The 16,832-nt window shown below is 68.4% G+C and carries 14 protein-coding genes and 1 riboswitch; of the genes, 10 read left to right on the forward strand and 4 right to left on the reverse strand.

What is annotated here, in order from left to right; translation table 11 throughout:
- The 3 genes from AB7V09_RS10975 to AB7V09_RS10985 all read left to right on the forward strand — a co-directional run.
- On the forward strand, positions 1–722 hold a 722-nt coding region (locus AB7V09_RS10975), incomplete at its 5' end, for a hypothetical protein (RefSeq protein WP_419143776.1).
- 40 nt (positions 723–762) lie between these two features.
- Positions 763–1,992 (forward strand): pyrophosphate--fructose-6-phosphate 1-phosphotransferase, encoded by a 1,230-nt coding sequence (locus AB7V09_RS10980; protein ID WP_419143777.1) that lies wholly within the window; start codon positions 763–765, stop codon positions 1,990–1,992.
- A gap of 317 nt (positions 1,993–2,309) precedes the next feature.
- Positions 2,310–3,659: a class II 3-deoxy-7-phosphoheptulonate synthase gene (locus tag AB7V09_RS10985; protein WP_419143813.1), complete on the forward strand. Its 1,350-nt coding sequence runs from the start codon at positions 2,310–2,312 to the stop codon at positions 3,657–3,659.
- A 77-nt stretch (positions 3,660–3,736) separates the two neighbouring features.
- On the opposite strand, the gene pknB is transcribed toward AB7V09_RS10985, so the two are convergent.
- On the reverse strand, positions 3,737–5,764 hold the full coding sequence (gene pknB, locus AB7V09_RS10990) for a Stk1 family PASTA domain-containing Ser/Thr kinase (protein ID WP_419143778.1): 2,028 nt from the start codon (positions 5,762–5,764) through the stop codon (positions 3,737–3,739).
- Between the two features lie 99 nt (positions 5,765–5,863).
- Positions 5,864–7,024 (reverse strand): polyprenyl synthetase family protein, encoded by a 1,161-nt coding sequence (locus AB7V09_RS10995; RefSeq protein WP_419143779.1) that lies wholly within the window; start codon positions 7,022–7,024, stop codon positions 5,864–5,866.
- A 225-nt stretch (positions 7,025–7,249) separates the two neighbouring features.
- On the opposite strand from AB7V09_RS10995, the gene AB7V09_RS11000 reads away from it, so the two are divergent.
- The 5 genes from AB7V09_RS11000 (at position 7,250) to AB7V09_RS11020 (ending at position 12,510) form a co-directional block, all read left to right on the forward strand.
- Positions 7,250–8,893 carry an RNA polymerase sigma factor gene (locus AB7V09_RS11000; protein ID WP_419143780.1) on the forward strand — a complete coding sequence of 548 codons (1,644 nt, stop codon included), beginning with the start codon at positions 7,250–7,252 and terminating at the stop codon, positions 8,891–8,893.
- 107 nt (positions 8,894–9,000) lie between these two features.
- Positions 9,001–9,089: riboswitch (TPP riboswitch) on the forward strand.
- Between the two features lies 1 nt (position 9,090).
- A complete protein-coding gene (gene thiM, locus AB7V09_RS11005) occupies positions 9,091–9,921 on the forward strand; it encodes a hydroxyethylthiazole kinase (RefSeq protein ID WP_419143781.1) in 831 nt (276 codons plus the stop codon).
- Entirely contained in the window at positions 9,918–10,580 is a 663-nt protein-coding gene (gene thiE / locus AB7V09_RS11010) for a thiamine phosphate synthase (RefSeq protein WP_419143782.1), read from the forward strand. The genes thiM and thiE overlap by 4 nt, the downstream gene beginning before the upstream one ends.
- The gene (thiD, locus tag AB7V09_RS11015) at positions 10,577–11,404 is read left to right on the forward strand and encodes a bifunctional hydroxymethylpyrimidine kinase/phosphomethylpyrimidine kinase (RefSeq protein WP_419143783.1); all 828 of its coding nucleotides are present in this window, start codon (positions 10,577–10,579) and stop codon (positions 11,402–11,404) included. The genes thiE and thiD overlap by 4 nt, the downstream gene beginning before the upstream one ends.
- A gap of 203 nt (positions 11,405–11,607) precedes the next feature.
- Positions 11,608–12,510, forward strand: coding sequence for an arginase family protein (locus tag AB7V09_RS11020; RefSeq protein WP_419143784.1), 903 nt, complete (start codon positions 11,608–11,610; stop codon positions 12,508–12,510).
- Between the two features lie 47 nt (positions 12,511–12,557).
- On the opposite strand, the gene AB7V09_RS11025 is transcribed toward AB7V09_RS11020, so the two are convergent.
- Positions 12,558–12,965: a rhodanese-like domain-containing protein gene (locus tag AB7V09_RS11025; protein ID WP_419143785.1), complete on the reverse strand. Its 408-nt coding sequence runs from the start codon at positions 12,963–12,965 to the stop codon at positions 12,558–12,560.
- A 237-nt stretch (positions 12,966–13,202) separates the two neighbouring features.
- Positions 13,203–13,475 carry a DUF7455 domain-containing protein gene (locus tag AB7V09_RS11030; protein WP_289594288.1) on the reverse strand — a complete coding sequence of 91 codons (273 nt, stop codon included), beginning with the start codon at positions 13,473–13,475 and terminating at the stop codon, positions 13,203–13,205.
- Between the two features lie 196 nt (positions 13,476–13,671).
- On the opposite strand from AB7V09_RS11030, the gene AB7V09_RS11035 reads away from it, so the two are divergent.
- Positions 13,672–14,445, forward strand: a complete 774-nt coding sequence (locus AB7V09_RS11035; protein WP_419143786.1) for a hypothetical protein — start codon at positions 13,672–13,674, stop codon at positions 14,443–14,445.
- A gap of 101 nt (positions 14,446–14,546) precedes the next feature.
- The gene (locus tag AB7V09_RS11040) at positions 14,547–16,799 is read left to right on the forward strand and encodes a DNA gyrase/topoisomerase IV subunit B (protein WP_419143787.1); all 2,253 of its coding nucleotides are present in this window, start codon (positions 14,547–14,549) and stop codon (positions 16,797–16,799) included.
- The last annotated feature ends 33 nt before the right edge of the window (positions 16,800–16,832 follow it).

A 16,832-nucleotide genomic window follows, 5' to 3' on the forward strand; every position in this document is an offset into this window, starting at 1 on the left:
TGAAGATTGCGGGTGCTTTGGCGGATGCGGGTCGGTTTGAGCAGGCTCAGGAAGTCGCTGCCGGAGTAATGGACTCCCGGTGGCGTGGTGAGGCTCTGGTGAAGATTGCGGGTGCTTTGGCGGATGCGGGTCAGTTTGAGCAGGCTCAGAATTTGGCATTTGTTTCCATGGAGCTCGCCGAGGATATTGCTGACTCTTCTTTGAGGGAGGGTGCTGTAAGTCGAGTTGTGAGACACCTAGTGAAGGTTGGATTGTTAGAGTTGGCCGAATCTGTCGTAAAACGGGTTGCTAGCTTTGATTTAAGGGTTGGTGTGCAGTTCATCGTGGTCAAGGCGATGATCCAAAACGGCATGATGCTTGACGCTGCGGACGTTGTGCGTTGGGAGTTGAGGCTGACGGAAATCTTGTCGGATAGGGAGGATGCCGCAAATTGCTGTTTGCGTTTTGCTCGGCTGTGTTCTGATGTTGGCGTGATGGGTGATAGTTATCCTGCTGATGTGCGACTATGGAATAATTTTGCACGCGGTGCGTTGGTTCGCTCTTGGTCCTACCGTGCATCCGTCTGGGAACACTTCGACTTCCTGTTGCGCGTGGCGCCAGAACTGGCAGTACAACTCGTAGATGAACGGATTCTCATCGATCCCGAGGGATGCCCCGCCCCGGAGTCCGACCCCGACCTTGGGCCTGAAGGGCCTGGCGGGGAGGCAGGGTCATACCGTTAGGATGGCCCCGTCACTCCTCGTATCCAAGGAAAGGTTCCCGATGTCGATTCGTCGCGTCGCCCTGCTCACCGCTGGCGGTTTCGCCCCCTGTCTGTCCGCCGCCGTCGGCGACCTCATCGAGCGCTACACGCAGGTCGCTCCCGAGGTCGAGATCATCGCCTACCAGTACGGCTACCACGGCCTGCTCACCGGTAACTACATCGTCATCGACGAAGAGGGCCGCAAGAACGCCGGCATCCTGCGCGACTTCGGCGGGTCCCCGATCGGCAACTCCCGCGTCAAGCTCACCAACGCCAAGAACCTCGTCGAGCGCGGCCTCGTCGAGGAGGGCGTCAACCCCCTGGAGTTCGCCGCCGAGCAGCTGCGCAAGGACAGCGTCGACGTCCTGCACACCATCGGTGGAGACGACACCAACACCACCGCCGCCGACCTGGCCGCCTACCTCCACGAGAACGACTACGAGCTCACCGTCGTCGGCCTGCCCAAGACCATCGACAACGACGTGGTTCCGATCCGCCAGTCCCTGGGCGCCTGGACCGCGGCCGACGAGGGCGCCGGCTTCGCCTTCAACGTCATCGGCGAGCACCGCTCCAACCCCCGCATGCTCATCGTTCACGAGTGCATGGGCCGTAACTGCGGCTACCTCACCGCCGAGACCGCCCGCCGCTACCACGACCTGCTCCAGACCAAGCAGTGGGCCCCCTCCCTCGGCCTGACCAAGGAGCGCTGGGACGTCCACGCCGTCTTCCTCCCCGAGGTGAAGCTCGACATCGCCGCCGAGGCCGAGCGCCTCAAGGCCATCATGGACGAGCAGGGCAACGTCAACATCTTCCTGTCCGAGGGCGCCGGCGTCCCCGAGATCATCGCGGAGATGGAGGCCGCCGGCCAGGAGGTTCAGCGCGACCCCTTCGGCCACGTCAAGCTCGACACCATCAACCCCGGCCAGTGGTTCGCCAAGCAGTTCGCCGAGCTCATCGGCGCTGAGAAGGTCATGGTCCAGAAGTCCGGCTACTACTCGCGTGCCGCCCACGCCAACGCCGAGGACCTCGCCCTCATCAAGAAGATGTGCGACCTGGCCGTCGACTGCGCCCTGCGTGGCGAGTCCGGCGTCATCGGCCAGGACGAGGAGAACAACGACGAGCTCACCGCGATCGCCTTCCCGCGCATCGCCGGCGCCAAGCCCTTCGACATCACCCAGGGCTGGTTCACCGACCTCATGGCCGAGCTGGGCCAGAAGGTGGAGCCCGCCGAAGCTGCCCCCGAGCACTGAGGCTGAGCCCGCACCCTGCCGCGGCCGGTGCCGTCCTCGTGACGGCGCCGGCCGCTTCTCTGTGCCCGTCTGTGCCCTGGAGGGTGGTGCCAGCGGCCCCATGTGTCACGTTTGGCGACTATTCGACCCGCCCGCTGCGCTCCTGGAACGGAGGCCTTCGCATCCGTGCAGGTCAGGGCGTTGCAACCAGTCGGTGCGCGCTCAGCTGTGGCCCTAAAAGTCGCCCACAGTGACAGAATTCGTCTCCCAACCCCCGTGTTTCGTGATGCGGCGCCGATCCTGGGCAATCTCCCGACTGGCTTATGCTGACTCGCGTGATGAACGAGCTCTCCGCCGCCCGCACGGACGCCCAGGCCCCGGCATGGCGCCACCTGCCCGCCCTCCAGCAGCCCGCCTACCCTGATGAGGCCGCGCTTGCCGACGTGGTGGCGGACCTGCGCCGCCGGCCCCCGCTCGTCTTCGCCGGAGAGGTCGACTCTCTGCGCAATCTCATCGCCCAGGCCAGCGCCGGGGAAGCCTTCGTCCTCATGGGCGGGGACTGCGCCGAGTCCTTCACCCACAACACGGCCGACAACATCCGCCTCAAGGTCCAGACCATCCTCCAAATGGCCGCGGTCCTCACCTACGGCGCCTCCACGCCCGTGGTCAAGATCGGCCGCATGGCCGGCCAGTACGCCAAGCCCCGCAGCTCGGACACCGAGACCCGCGGAGAGGTCACCCTGCCCGCCTTCCGCGGCGACTCCGTCAACGGCCACGAGTTCACCCCCGAGGCCCGCATCCCCGACCCCACCCGCATGCTCGACGCCTACCTGCGCTCGGGCACCACCCTCAACCTCATCCGCGCCTTCACGATGGGCGGCTACGCGGACCTGCGCGAGGTCCACTCCTGGAACCGAGGCTTCACCGCCAACCCCGCCTACAAGCGCTTCGAGTCCTTCGCCGAGGAGCTCGATCGGGCCATGCGCTTCATGGAAGCCGCCGGCGTGGACTTCGAGGCCCTGCGCCAGGTCGACTTCTACGCCGCTCACGAGGCCCTCCTCCTGGAGTACGAGGACGCCATGATCCGCGAGGACTCCCGCTCCGGGCGCCTCTACGACACCTCCGCCCACATGCTCTGGGTGGGGGAGCGCACCCGCGAGGCCGGCGGCGCCCACGTCGCCATCCTCGCCGGCGTCCACAACCCCGTCGGCGTCAAGGTCGGCCCCACCACGTCCCCCGACGACCTCTCCCAGCTCATGGACCGCCTCAACCCCGAGGGCCTGCCCGGACGCCTGTCCCTCATCACCCGCATGGGCGCCGAGCGCATCCGCGAGGCCCTGCCACCGCTGGTGGAGGCGGTGCGCGCCGACGGGCGCCCCGTCACCTGGATCGCCGACCCCATGCACGGCAACACCATCACCTCGGATAACGGCTACAAGACCCGCCGCTTCGAGACGATCCTCGACGAGATCCGCGGCTTCTTCGAGGTGCACCGCACCCTGGGCACAGCACCGGGCGGCATCCACGTCGAGCTCACCGGTGACGACGTCACCGAGGTCCTCGGCGGCGGCGAGCACATTGACGAGGCCGGCCTGGCCGAGCACTACGAGACCCTCGTCGACCCGCGACTCAACCACCAGCAGTCCCTCGAGGTCGCATTCGAGATCGCCGAGATGCTCAAGGGCTGAGAACACTCGCTGAGCGCCCGCCTGCAGAGCAGGCGAAACGTGGCCCGGTCCGCTGAAGCGGCACCGGGCCACATTCGTCAGAAGATGTTGATGGTGACCTTGGAGTCCGGCTTAACGCTGGAGCCCGGCGCAGGATCAGTGGAGCGCACCGTCCCGAAGGGACCACCCAGGCGCTTATTGACCTCCACCTTGAGCCCGGCGTCCTCCAGGACCTTCTTGGCCTCGTCCTGGCTCTTGCCGGTCACATCCGGCACCGTCACCTTCTCCGGCCCCTTGGAGACGGTCAGGTCCACCGAGTCGCCCTTGTAGTAGCCCGAAGCCCCGGCGATGGGGGAGGAGGAGATGATGTTGCCCTTCGCCACGGAGTCTGAGTAGCCCTTGCTGACCTTGCCCTTCTTCAGGCCGGCGTCCTCCAGGACCTTCTTGGCCTCGTCCTCGCTCATACCGGTCACGTCGGGGATCGTGGCCGGCTCCTTGCCCTTGGAGACCACGAGCGAGACCTTCTCGGTGTGCTTGATGACCTTGCCGGCCTTGGGGTCGCAGGAGATGACCTTGCCCGACTCCACGCTGGCGGAGTACTCCTCCGTGACGTCCCCCAGGGTCAGGCCGGCCGCCGTGATCGCGGCCGTGGCCTGGTCCTTGGTCTTCCTGACGACGTCGGGAACGGTCTTGGTCTCCACGCCTCGGGAGACGGTGGCGGTGACGGCCTGGCCGAGCCCCACCTTCTGGCCCGCCTTCGGCTGGCAGGAGACGATGCTGCCGGCAGGGACCGTGTCGGAGTAGACGCGCTCGGGCGTGCCCCAGTCGAGCCCCTGCTTCTCCAGGGCGAGCTGCGCCTGGTCCTCAGACATGCCAATGATGTTGGGCACGGAAACTCGTCTGCCGGGACCGGCCGTCAGGTACCAGGTGGCGCTCGCACCGGTCCCAGCCACGGCCAGCAGCCCGATGACGAGTGCACGACGGCGACTGAAGCCGCCGTTACTCTTCTTCGGGGTGGGGACGGCAGTGGTCTTCTGAGCGTCGGCCGCCAGGGCCTTGCGGGAGAGCGCACGTGTTCTCCCCTTGGAGTCCGGGCCGATTGAACCAATGGGAAGGGAGACGGTGCGCATCCCGGCGTGCGGCGAGGCCTCCTCGGCGGAGGAGTCGTCGGCGTCGTCCTGGGGCTCGTTGTCGATGGCGGAGCGGGCGGCCTGAGCGTTGGCCGTCATGACCTGCTGGGTCCGGATGGAGCCGGTCCCGCCCCCGCGGCGCACGGAGAGCTCGGAGTCGGTGAGCTCGTCGACGACGTTGCGCAGCAGCGCCAACGCCTCGTCGGCGTCGGCCGGGCGCTCCTGCGGCTCACGGCGAGTCATGGTGGCCACGAGCTCGTCGACGTCGGCCGGCATCTCGGGCACCAGCTTGGAGGGCAGGGGCACGTCCTCGTGGACGTTACGGAAGGCGATCTGAATGGGGGAGTCCGCGGTGAAGGGCTGCTGACCGGTGAGGAGCTCGTAGAGGACCACCCCGGCGGAGAAGACATCGGCGCGAGAGGTGGAGTCCCCGGAGGTGATGAGCTCTGGCGCCAGGTAGGCGACCGTGCCCAGCACGTTGCCCGTCGTCGTCTGCGTCACCTCCGTGACCGCTCGGGCCAGACCGAAGTCGGCGACCTTGGCCACCGAGCCATCCGAGGGCAGCAGGACGTTCTCCGGCTTGATGTCGCGGTGGACCAGGCCGGCCCGGTGGGCCGCGCCGAGCGGTCGCAGCAGCTGGGCCACCAGCCCCAGGGCCTCCTTGACCGACAGCGGTCCTGCCGCAATGAGGTCGCGCAGCGTGGGGCCCTCGACGTACTCCATGACGAGGTAGGCCACCCCGTCCAGGCTGCCCTGGTCGAAGACGGCCACCACGCCTGGGTTGGACAGGCGTGCCGCGGCCCGTGCCTCACGGCGGAAGCGCGAGACGAAGTCGGGGGAGTCGGCCAGGTGGGCGTGCATGAGCTTGAGCGCCACGGTCCGGTCCAGGCGACGGTCATGAGCGCGGTAGACGGTGGCCATCCCGCCACGCGCTAGGCGGTCGACGATCTCGTAGCGAGAGTCGACCAACCGACCAATGAGAGGATCTGTGACCACGCCGCGATTCTACGATGCCGGTGGGGCGGTCACAGCCGCCGGCTGGATCAGGCGGGTAGTACTGCCCACCTGTTGGGTCGCCCCGTTGCCCGTGCCGGATCAGGAGACTCGGTGCGTCAGCAGGTCCGCCAGCACCGCCAGGTCCTCCAGGGATGCGGTGCTCACCACGCCTTCGTCCCTGAGGCGCTCCAGCGCTCGGTTCCCGGCCTCGCGGTGCGCGGCGATGATCTCCTCGTGGGCGGCGCGCGCGCCGCAGTCCTCAATGAGAGCGGCGACCTGGCCGATCTGCTCCTCCGTGGCCTCGGGATTGGCCAGGACACTGCCGAGCAGCCGGCGGCCGGCATCGTCGCAGCGCCCCCAGGTCAGGGCCAGCAGCACTGTGCGCTTGCCCTCGCGCAGATCGTCGCCGGCCGGCTTGCCGGTGGCCTGCGGTGAGCCGAAGACCCCCAGCTCGTCGTCGCGCAGCTGGAAGGCGATGCCGACGTCCTCGCCGAAGGCAGCCAGGTGCTCGGCGGTGGCCCCGCTCGGGTCAAGGCCGGCCAGGAGGGCGCCGATCAGTAGCGGGTGGCGCACCGAGTAGCGGGCCGACTTGTGCCGAACCACCGACAGGGCGTCGTCCTGCATGAGCCTGGCTGCGGCGCCCGGCTCCCGGTCCCAGGGAAGGGGCAGGTTCTCGCTGCGCACGTCGAGGAACTGGCCCAGGGCCACCTCGGTGGTCATGGCGTCGAAGGCGGACCGGGCGTGCCGCACCGCACTGCCTCGGGTCTGGCTGGAGGTGCGCGACGGCGCCAGTGCGCTCATCTCCTCACCCGCCAGGGACAGCAGGAGATCGCCGAGCAGGATGGCGCCATTGGCCCCGAAGGTCTGCGGGCGCCCCAGCCAGCCCCGGTCTTCGTGGTCCCGGGCGAAGACCCGGTGCGCCGCGGGCAGGCCGCGACGCGTGTCGGCGCCGTCCATGAGGTCGTCGTGGACCAGGGCACTGGCCTGGTAGAGCTCCAGCGCCGCACCCAGGTGGACGGCGTCGGAAGCGGTCAGGTACTCGGATCGCCGCTCCGGGGTGCTCAGGATTGCGCAGCCGACTGCCCCCAGGACGGCGCGCATGCGCTTGCCCCCACTTAGGACGCTCCCGGCGGCCTCGAGCAGCTCAGGGGCGGCCTGGCCCAGGTCCTCCCAGCGCCGGTGGCAGTCCTCCAGGACCTGGGTCAGACGGTGCTCGACGGCGGGACGGATACGGCCCAGGGCCGCAGGCAACGCACTCATGACCGCCAGAGTAGTCCCAGCTCAGACGTCAGGAGGGCCGGTGACGCTTCCGATGGCAGGTTTGCCGCGGCGCGACGCCGAGTGCGGACAAGGTGAGGGCATACTAAGTCGCCCGTGCGGTGACCCTGGGGAATAAACGCTACAATTCTGGGGTTGTCTGCTGTGCCGGAGCGGGTTCCCATACCCCGTCACCGGCTGTCCGCCCGCTCACGCGAAAGGAACTCCGTGGCTTCTTCCACAGTGACGCGCTCCAGCACCGAGCTCACTGACGACGTCGACGAGACCCCGCTCGACGACGAGGACTTCGACCTCGACGACGAAGGAGACGACGACGCCGACGACGCCGACTATGACGACGAGGAGTACGACGACTCTGACGACGAGGACTCCTCTGACGAGGAGGACCAGGTCGACGACTCCGAGGCGCAGGCCGTCCAGGAGGATGACGGCCCGGCCCCCGAGCTGCGCGACTACTACCTGGACGTGAGCCTGGAGGAGAACGGCGACGGCTCCAAGCGCAGCCCCTTCAACAACCCCGCCTCTCTCAAGGGGGTCCGCCTGGCCCCGGGGGCGACTCTCTTCGTGCGCTCGCGCACGGTCGTGGAGAACCTCGAGATCGCCGGCCACGGCACCCTGGAGGAGCCCATCACGCTGGCCCCCTACGGCCACGGACCGGTGCCCCGCTTCGTCATCGGCGACTCCGCCCCCATGGTGGCGCGCGACTACCTCGCTCAGAACGGCTACATCTTCCGCGGGTGGGTCATCAAGGGCATCAAGATGCAGCCCTCCATCGCGGCCCTGACCGGTGAGCTCGAGCGTATGCGCCGGGAGGAGGCGGAGAAGGCCGCCTCCAAGAAGTCCGGCAAGCGCGGCAAGTCCCAGGACAAGGACGGCTCCTTCACCGTCTCCGACTCCGACGAGGGTGACGAGCCCGCCCAGCGGGTCGTCACCGCCGGTGCCACCGCGGACCCGGTCAAGGACTACCTCAAGCAGATCGGTAAGGTCGCGCTGCTGAACGCCGAGCAGGAGGTCGAGCTCGCCAAGCGCATCGAGGCCGGTCTCTACGCCGAGCACCGCCTGGCTGAGGAGGGCAACGACCTGCCGGCCAAGCTGCGTCGCGAGCTGCACTGGGTGGCGCAGGACGGCCAGAGGGCCAAGAACCACCTGCTGGAGGCCAACCTGCGACTGGTGGTCTCCCTGGCCAAGCGCTACACGGGCCGCGGCATGCTCTTCCTGGACCTCATCCAGGAGGGCAACCTGGGCCTGATCCGCGCCGTGGAGAAATTCGACTACACCAAGGGCTTCAAGTTCTCCACCTACGCCACCTGGTGGATTCGCCAGGCCATTACCCGCGCGATGGCGGACCAGGCCCGCACCATCCGCATCCCGGTGCACATGGTCGAGGTCATCAACAAGCTCGCCCGCGTGCAGCGCCAGATGCTTCAGGACCTGGGACGTGAGCCCACCCCGGAGGAGCTGGCCGTCGAGCTGGACATGACCCCGGAGAAGGTCGTCGAGGTCCAGAAGTACGGCCGCGAGCCGATCTCCCTGCACACCCCCCTGGGTGAGGACGGGGACTCCGAGTTCGGTGACCTCATTGAGGACTCCGAGGCCGTGGTCCCGGCCGACGCGGTGAGCTTCACCCTCCTGCAGGAGCAGCTCCACGCCGTGCTCGACACCCTCTCGGAGCGCGAGGCCGGCGTGGTCTCCATGCGTTTCGGTCTGACCGATGGCCAGCCCAAGACCCTCGATGAGATCGGCAAGGTCTACGGGGTCACCCGGGAGCGCATCCGCCAGATCGAGTCCAAGACCATGTCCAAGCTGCGCCACCCCTCGCGCAGCCAGGTCCTGCGCGACTACCTGGACTGAGCGGACTCACCGGACAGGCGGGGAGCGCTACCGGCTCGCTCATCTCAACGGCGTCGGCCCCGGAACCGAAAGGGTTCCGGGGCCGACGCCGTCGATGCTAGTGTCTCGATCGTGACACGGGGTGCCACATGGCTGAGAACACACCCGTCGAACCTGTCCAGCTAGTACTGACGAAGGGATGTCACATGCACTGGGGCATGTCTACCCCAGCGGCGCTTGAGGCGGTACGCCGCCACGCCCCGCTGGTCTCCTGCATCACCAACGCGGTGGTCACCAACATCACCGCTAACGTTCTCCTGGCTCTAGGCGCGGCGCCCGCCATGGTGGATATCACGGGGGAGGCGGGTCCCTTTGCCCGCGTCGCCTCCACGCTGCTCATCAACCTCGGCACGCCTCAGCCCGAGCAGCGGGACGCCGCCCGTGAGGCCGTGGCTGCGGCAGCCGACGCGGGCACGCCGTGGGTCCTCGATCCGGTGGCCATCGGCACGCTGACGCACCGCACTGCGCTGGCCCGTGAGCTCTTCGGCCGGGGACCGAGCGTCGTACGGGGCAATGCCTCGGAGATCCTGGCTCTGGCCGGTGACGGCAGCGGTGGGCGGGGCGTCGAGACCGCCGACGACGTCGCCGCGGCACTCGATCCGGCCTGCGACCTGGCCCGCAGCTACGGCTGCGTTGTCGCCGTCTCCGGGCCCGTCGATCTGGTCACCGACGGCGAGAGCGTCATCCACGTTCAGGGCGGCTCCGCGCTACTGACCCGGATGACCGGCGGGGGCTGCGCTCTGGGTGCGGTGGTCGCGGCCTTTCTCGGGGCGGGGCGGAAGGAGGGCCTGGATGACGTGAGCGCCGTCGTCGCTGCGCATGCCGTCTACAGCGCTGCTGCCGAGCGCGCGGAGGCCCGATCAACCGGCCCTGGATCCTTCCCACCAGCCTTCCTCGATGCCCTGTACGCCCTTGAGATGCAGGACCTGCAGAACGTTAGCGTCAGTGCTACCAGCGCGACCACCGCCGCCGAAGGAGGGCCGGCATGAGGGCCGCACCGGACCTGTCGGTTTACCTCGTCACCGATGACGGCCAGTGCCGCTCGCGCGGCAGAGACGTCCTGGCCACCGTTGAGGCTGCTGTCGACGGCGGAGTCACCTGCGTCCAGCTGCGCGCCAAGGGTACCGACGGCGGACTCTTCCTGACTCAGGTGCTGGAGGTGGCCGAGGTGATTGGTGATCAGGTCCCCGTCATCGTCAACGACCGCGTCGACATCTTCCTGGCGGCGCGCGATCAGGGAGCGCCCGTGGCCGGGGTACACCTCGGCCAGTCGGACCTGCCCGCCCGCATCGCACGCCGTCTCGTCGGGGAAGAAGCCTACCTCGGGCTGTCGGCCGCGACTCCCGACGAACTGCGCACCGCCCAGGAGCAGGGCGCCTGCGACCACGTCAGCATCGGCGTCGTTCACCCCACCGCCACCAAGGCCGACGCTCCGAAGAGCCTGGGGGTGAACGGCGTGGCGCGCATGGCTGCCCTGATCGATCTGCCTGCTGTGGCCATCGGCGGCATCACGGCGAGCGACCTGCCGGCCCTCCGGGCGGGTGGTCTGGCCGGTGCCGCCGTCGTATCAGCCATCTGCACGGCCGAGGACCCCAGGAGCGTCGCCGCCGATCTGCACCGTGCCTGGGACGAAGGATGTCGGCGATGAGCCAGCAGCGTTCGGCAACCGTGACCGCCTTGACCATCGCCGGCTCAGATCCTAGTGGTGGCGCCGGCATTCAGGCCGACATGAAGGCCATGAGTGCCCTCGGCGCCTACGCGATGAGCGTCATCACGGCGTTGACTGCCCAGTCAACGTGCGGTGTGGCCGGTGTGCACGCCGTGCCGGTCGACTTCGTCCGTCTCCAGATGGACACGTTGCTGGAGGACATCGTCCCCGATGCCACGAAGATCGGGATGCTCGCCACCGCCGAGCTGGCCGACGCGGTGGGGGAGTACCTGCCTGGACTCACTCATACGGTGCTCGACCCGGTCATGGTGGCCACCTCCGGGGACCGCCTTCTCGACGAGCAGGCGGTCGGTGCCGTGCGCCGTCTGTGCGCCAAAGCCGATCTCATCACTCCTAACCTCTATGAGGCGGCCGTCCTGCTGGGGGAGGAGCCCGCGGCGACCCTCGGTGAGCTGCGCAACCAGGCGCAGCGCCTGAGGGATCTGGGTGCACGTAGGGTACTGGTCAAGGGCGGTCACCTGAGCGGTGACGCTGGTGACGCCGTCGATGTCTACGCCGCTGCCGACGGCGTCGAGATCTTGTGCGGTCGCAGGGTGGCCACGCAGAACACCCACGGCACGGGATGCACGCTCTCTTCGGCGATCGCCTCGCTGCGACCACGCCGGGCGACCTGGCTGGAAGCGGTGCGGGACGCCAAGGACTACCTCACCGGCGCCATCGCACACGCCGAGGCCCTGGGCGTTGGACACGGGCGCGGGCCCGTCCACCATTTTTACCGAGTCTGGACTAGAACCGGATGGTAAGTTATGTCGTTGTCGTCGGCGACCTCCCCGGCTCACGCTGCCGAGCTTGCGCAGGGTGGAGGCGCGGCGCCCAGTGCGTCCTTGACACGGTGACCGCTCCCACCAGGCACCTCTGCATGTGAGACTTAGGACTGAGTCAGGTGGTGTACAGCCTGGGATCGTAAACTGAAGACCGGGAGACTCCCTCGCTCAGGAGCACTGAGATGGTTGACACACGCACCGCTCTCGCCCAGTCCGACACCCTTCGCCTCATCTGGCCCCAGTGGCAGGGGGCGGGAGAGACCTCGGTGCGCAACCTGCTGCCCGAGCTGCCCTACGGGGAGGCGCGGCGCGTCTACGCACTGGGAACCCGGGTGCTGACGGCGCTCCTGCCCGAGCACGCCGGTCCCACGGAGATCGTCCCGGTCAGCGATGAACCCACTGGCGAGGAGGTTCTCGTCACTAACGGCATGGAGTCGCGTGCCCAGATCCTGGCCGGGATTCGTGACGCCCGCGAGGCGATCGCCCGGCACGACGCTCCCAGGATCCTCACCCTGGGCGGGGACTGCGCTGTTTCCGTCGTCCCCTTCACCGAGCTCGCCGCCCGTTACGGAGACGACCTGGCCGTCGTCTGGATCGACTCCCACCCCGACATCGGCACCTCGCACTCCCAGTACCCCGGCTACCACGCCATGGCGGTCTCCCACATTATCGGTACTGGTGACGTCGAGGTGATGGAGGAGCTGGCGGCCTTTGTCTCCCCGAGTCGACTGACCCTGGCGGGCCTGCACTCCTGGACCGAGGACGGCTACCCCAACATCGCCACGTGGGGGCTGCACGCCTTCGGACCGGCCGACCTGGGCGACTCGACGGAGCCCCTGCTGAGGTGGCTGGAGGCCACCGGCTGCAGCCGCGTAGCAGTCCATCTGGATGTCGACACCGTGGACGCCGATGAGGTCCGGCTGAGACCGGGCTACGATCGCGGCGGCCTGAACGTGACTCAGACCAACCGCGTGATCAGGGATCTAGGGCGGGCGGCCGACGTCGTCGGCCTGACGATTGCCGAGTACGTGCCCCGGCAGGTCGTCGCCCTCACCCATCTCCTGGAGGGGCTGCCGCTTCTCTGAGTGATCGGGGCGGGCCGGGCGAGCTTCGCCCGCCAGGGCGACCGGCCTCAGTCGGTGACGACCTTGGCCCCGGTGGTCTTCTTGGCGGCGTCGAGGGTTCCCAGTTCGGTGACGCCGGAGAAGCCGGCGTTGCGCATGACGGCGCTGGCCATCTTGGGCTGGTCGGCGGAGCCGTAGAGCTGGTACTGGGAGCTGCGGTCCAGGCCCGAGATCTGGCTGGAGAAATCACCCGAGGAGAAGTCGTAGTTAACGGCCCCCTCCAGGTGCCCCTTCTTGAACTCCTCAGCCGAACGCAGGTCGATGGTGACGGGACCGGCGGCCTTCGCGCCCGCCGAGGCGGTGTTGGCTGGGGAGGAGGCGCTGGAGCCTGTAGATCCGGAGCATCCGGAAAGCGCGAGCGCGCCGCAGAGGACGAGCAGGGCGGAGGCGGTCATGACGCGGAGGGAGCGTTTCACAGACAGTTCCTTGAGGGGAGTGCGGCTTCATCAAGCTGGATGCGGGGCACGATGCTTCGATCAGGGCGAGGCTTCTGGGGAGGGAGACTCGGGGTGGGAACAGGATCAGAACCTCAGGAACGAGGATATGCGGCATCCGGTAGAAAAAGACTGTGATACTCAGTGAATCGCAGTGCCGACCTCAGTGAAAAAGTCCACGTTGGCCGGGTTATCGGCCGAGCCGGCCGGCCGACGGCGTCAGCTGCCGGCGGTCAGGCTCGAGGTCTCGTCCTGGAACAGCAGGGCGACCTCCTTGAGCTTGTCTGCGTGCTTGCGGGCGTGGTGGCCGCAGAAGAAGAGCTCGCCGGTCAGCATGACGACTCGGACGTAGGCCTGTGCGTCGCAGACGTCGCAGCGGTCGGCTGTGGTCAGCGGGCGCTCGGCGGAGTCGGCGGCAGGAGTGGTCTGCTCATCCAGGGTGGTCACCGCCTGGGTGGCGGTTGAGGTTCCGGTTGTGCTCATGGACCGCATTGCATCATGACGCAGACGCCTTCACTCGTCAGAGGCGGCTGTTTCCGCCTGAGGCGCACGCGCTTTCGCCCACGGCGCACCGGCGTCATGGTGCACGTCACCACGGAGCCGACCGATCGGGTGAATGCTCGGGTGAATGCTGGAGGGCGGCCGTGGTGAGCTGTCACAGTGCAGGACTTGGGAGGGAGCAGTCGGGATGTCGGTGGTGCAGGAGTTCCGCGACCGTGAGATCGCGCGCCTGGAGCACTCGGGCTGGGCGACCAACGCGGCCCTTCGTCAGCGGCTGGAGTCCGTGGGGTTGCGACCGCCCGCCGAGGTCGTCGCCGAGTGCCTGGACGAGGGCGCAGGAGACGGAGGCGGTGCCGGTGCCCGCTGGGCGCGGGCCGAGCACGCAGTGGCCCGCTTAAGGGAGCACTTCGCCCCATTCCGCTTCTCCGACGACGTCGACTACGGGCTCCTGGCGATCCCGGCCAGCAACCGGCTCGACACCCGCGGGACCATGGACCTGAACATCCGCCGCGGTCAGCAGCCCGATCTGGCCGAGGACTTCGTCGACCCGGCCCTGGGGGAGGGGATCGACCTCGCCGGGTCCACCGGTCCTGCCGGGAGCACGCTGGCCAAGGACGGCTGGATGGTGGTCGCCGGTGTCGTCGGCCAGTACGGGATCTCGGCGGGAAGCCATGAGGACGTCACCGCCGCCGCGGAGCTCTTCGAGGTCGACGGCGTCGACACCCGCACCCTCATGACCCGTCAGATCTGGGGAGCCCGCCTCCTGCAGTGCCCGCCAGGGCTCGTCCCCGACTCCGACTACGCCGAGCGATGGACCTTCACGCTCTTGCCCGCCGAGGGGCTGGTGGACGGGCGGGCCGTCTCCGGCACCGTGCTCAAGAGGCGGGTGCGTTTCCGCCTGGGCAGGGCCGACCGCGGGATCGGCAGCGCGCGGGTGAGTCCAGCCCTCCCGCTGACATAGGGGCCCAGCGGCCTCGGGCGTGGCTGCATGACGCATGACGCCACACGCGCACCGCGGCGGGGCACAAGGCGCTGGCGGCACTGATCGGCTAGATTCCCAGCGTGCCCTCATCTGAGAACAAGACCAGCCGGGGCGACTACTCCGCCCGCCACCTCTCCGTCCTGGAGGGGCTCGAGGCCGTGCGCAAGCGTCCGGGAATGTACATCGGCTCCACCGACCAGCGTGGTCTCATGCACTGCGTGTGGGAGATCGTCGACAATGCCGTCGACGAGGCCCTCGAGGGGCACGGCGATGACATCTCGGTGACCGTCCACGATGACGGCTCCATTGAGGTGCGTGACAACGGGCGCGGCGTGCCCGTGGACATCGAGCCCTCCTCCGGCCTGACCGGCGTCGAGCTCGTCTACACCAAGCTGCACGCCGGCGGGAAGTTCGGCGGTGGCTCCTACGGCGCCGCCGGCGGCCTGCACGGCGTGGGGGCGTCCGTCGTCAACGCCCTGGCCGAGCGCATGGACGTCGAGGTCGACCGCGGCGGCAAGACCTACGCCATGAGCTTCCACCGCGGCGAGCCCGGCATCTTCGACGACTCCGCCGGGCGCAGCCCCTCCTCACCCTTCACCGGGTTCACGAAGGCCTCCGAGCTGCGCGTCATCGGCAAGGTGCGCCGCGGCGTGACCGGAACCCGGGTCCGCTACTGGGCCGACCCTCAGATCTTCCCCAAGCCCACTGAGTACGACGCCGCCGCCCTGCGCGCCCGCCTGCGCCAGACCAGCTTCCTCGTTCCGGGCCTCACCCTGCGCCTGGAGGACAAGCGCCCCGAGGCCGAGGCCATCGCGGCCTCCACCACGCCGGCCGCCGACGCCGGCGAGACCGACGACGCCGTCCACGAGGTCACCCTGCGGGCGGCCGCCAAGAACGCCACCGAGAACCGCGGCGACCTGTTCGACACCGGCGATGATGACGGCGTCGAGGTCTTTCAGGCCCTGGGCGGCACCGCCGACTTCGTCGACTTCCTGGCCTCCGACGGCTCGGTCACCGACACCTTCCGCCTCACCGGTGAGGGCACCTACACCGAGACCGTCCAGCAGCTCGACCGCGCCAGCGGGCACCTGCGCCCCGTGGAGGTCGAGCGCACCTGCATGGTCGACGTCGCCCTGCGCTGGGGGATCGGCTACGACACCACGGAGCGCTCCTTCGTCAACATCATCGCCACCCCCATGGGCGGCACCCACCTGACCGGATTCGAGCAGGCCCTCACCAAGGTGCTGCGCAAGCGCATCGAGGCCGACTCCCGGGCCCTGAAGCTCACCGCCAAGGATGGCCGCGTCGAGAAGGACGACATCATGGCGGGCCTGACCGCCGTCATCACCGTGCGCGTCCCCGAGCCCCAGTTCGAGGGCCAGACCAAGGAGGTCCTGGGCACCGGGCCCGTGCGCCAGATCGTCTCCAAGGTGGTCGAGCGCGAGCTCACCGCCCTGCTGACCTCCTCCAAACGGGACCTCAAGACCCAGGCGCGCGCCCTGGAGGAGAAGATCGTCGGCGAGATGCGCGCCCGCGTCTCGGCGCGCCTGCACAAGGAGATCACCCGCCGCAAGACCGCCCTGGAGACCTCCTCCTTGCCGGCCAAGCTCGCCGACTGCCGCAGCGACGACGTCGCCGCCTCCGAGCTGTTCATCGTCGAGGGTGACTCCGCCCTGGGGACCGCCAAGAACGCCCGCGACTCCGAGTTCCAGGCGCTCCTGCCGATTCGCGGCAAGATCCTCAACGTGCAGAAGGCCTCCCAGGCCGACATGCTGCGCAATGTCGAGTGCTCGGCCATCATCCAGGTGGTCGGCGCCGGCAGCGGACGCACCTTTGACCTGGAGTCCGCTCGCTACGGCAAGGTCATCCTCATGACCGACGCCGACGTCGACGGCGCCCACATCCGTACCCTCCTGCTCACCCTCTTCTTCCGCTACATGCGCCCCATGATCGAGGCGGGCCGGGTTTTCGCCGCCGTCCCGCCCCTGCACCGCATCGAGGTCTCCGGCTCGGGGCGGCGCAAGAAGGAGATCATCTACACCTACTCCGATGAGGAGCTCGTCTCCACCCTGCGCCGTCTGGAGCGCGCGGGCCGCAGCTTCAAGGAGCCCCAGCGCTACAAGGGCCTGGGGGAGATGGACGCCCACCAGCTCGCTGAGACCACCATGGAGCCTCAGCACCGCACCCTGCGGCGCATCACACTGGGGGACGAGGCCCAGATCATGGAGGCCGAGTCCGTCTTCGAGCTCCTCATGGGATCCTCGGTCGAGCCCCGCCGCGACTTCATCGTCGAAGGCGCCCGTGATGTGGATCGCGAGCGCATTGACGCCTGACTCCCGCGTCAGGTCTCGGCCGCTCCGTCAGGT

The sequence above is a fragment of the Actinomyces sp. SKVG-SVH-4(1) genome (assembly GCF_048514265.1).
Lineage (GTDB): Bacteria > Actinomycetota > Actinomycetes > Actinomycetales > Actinomycetaceae > Actinomyces > Actinomyces oris.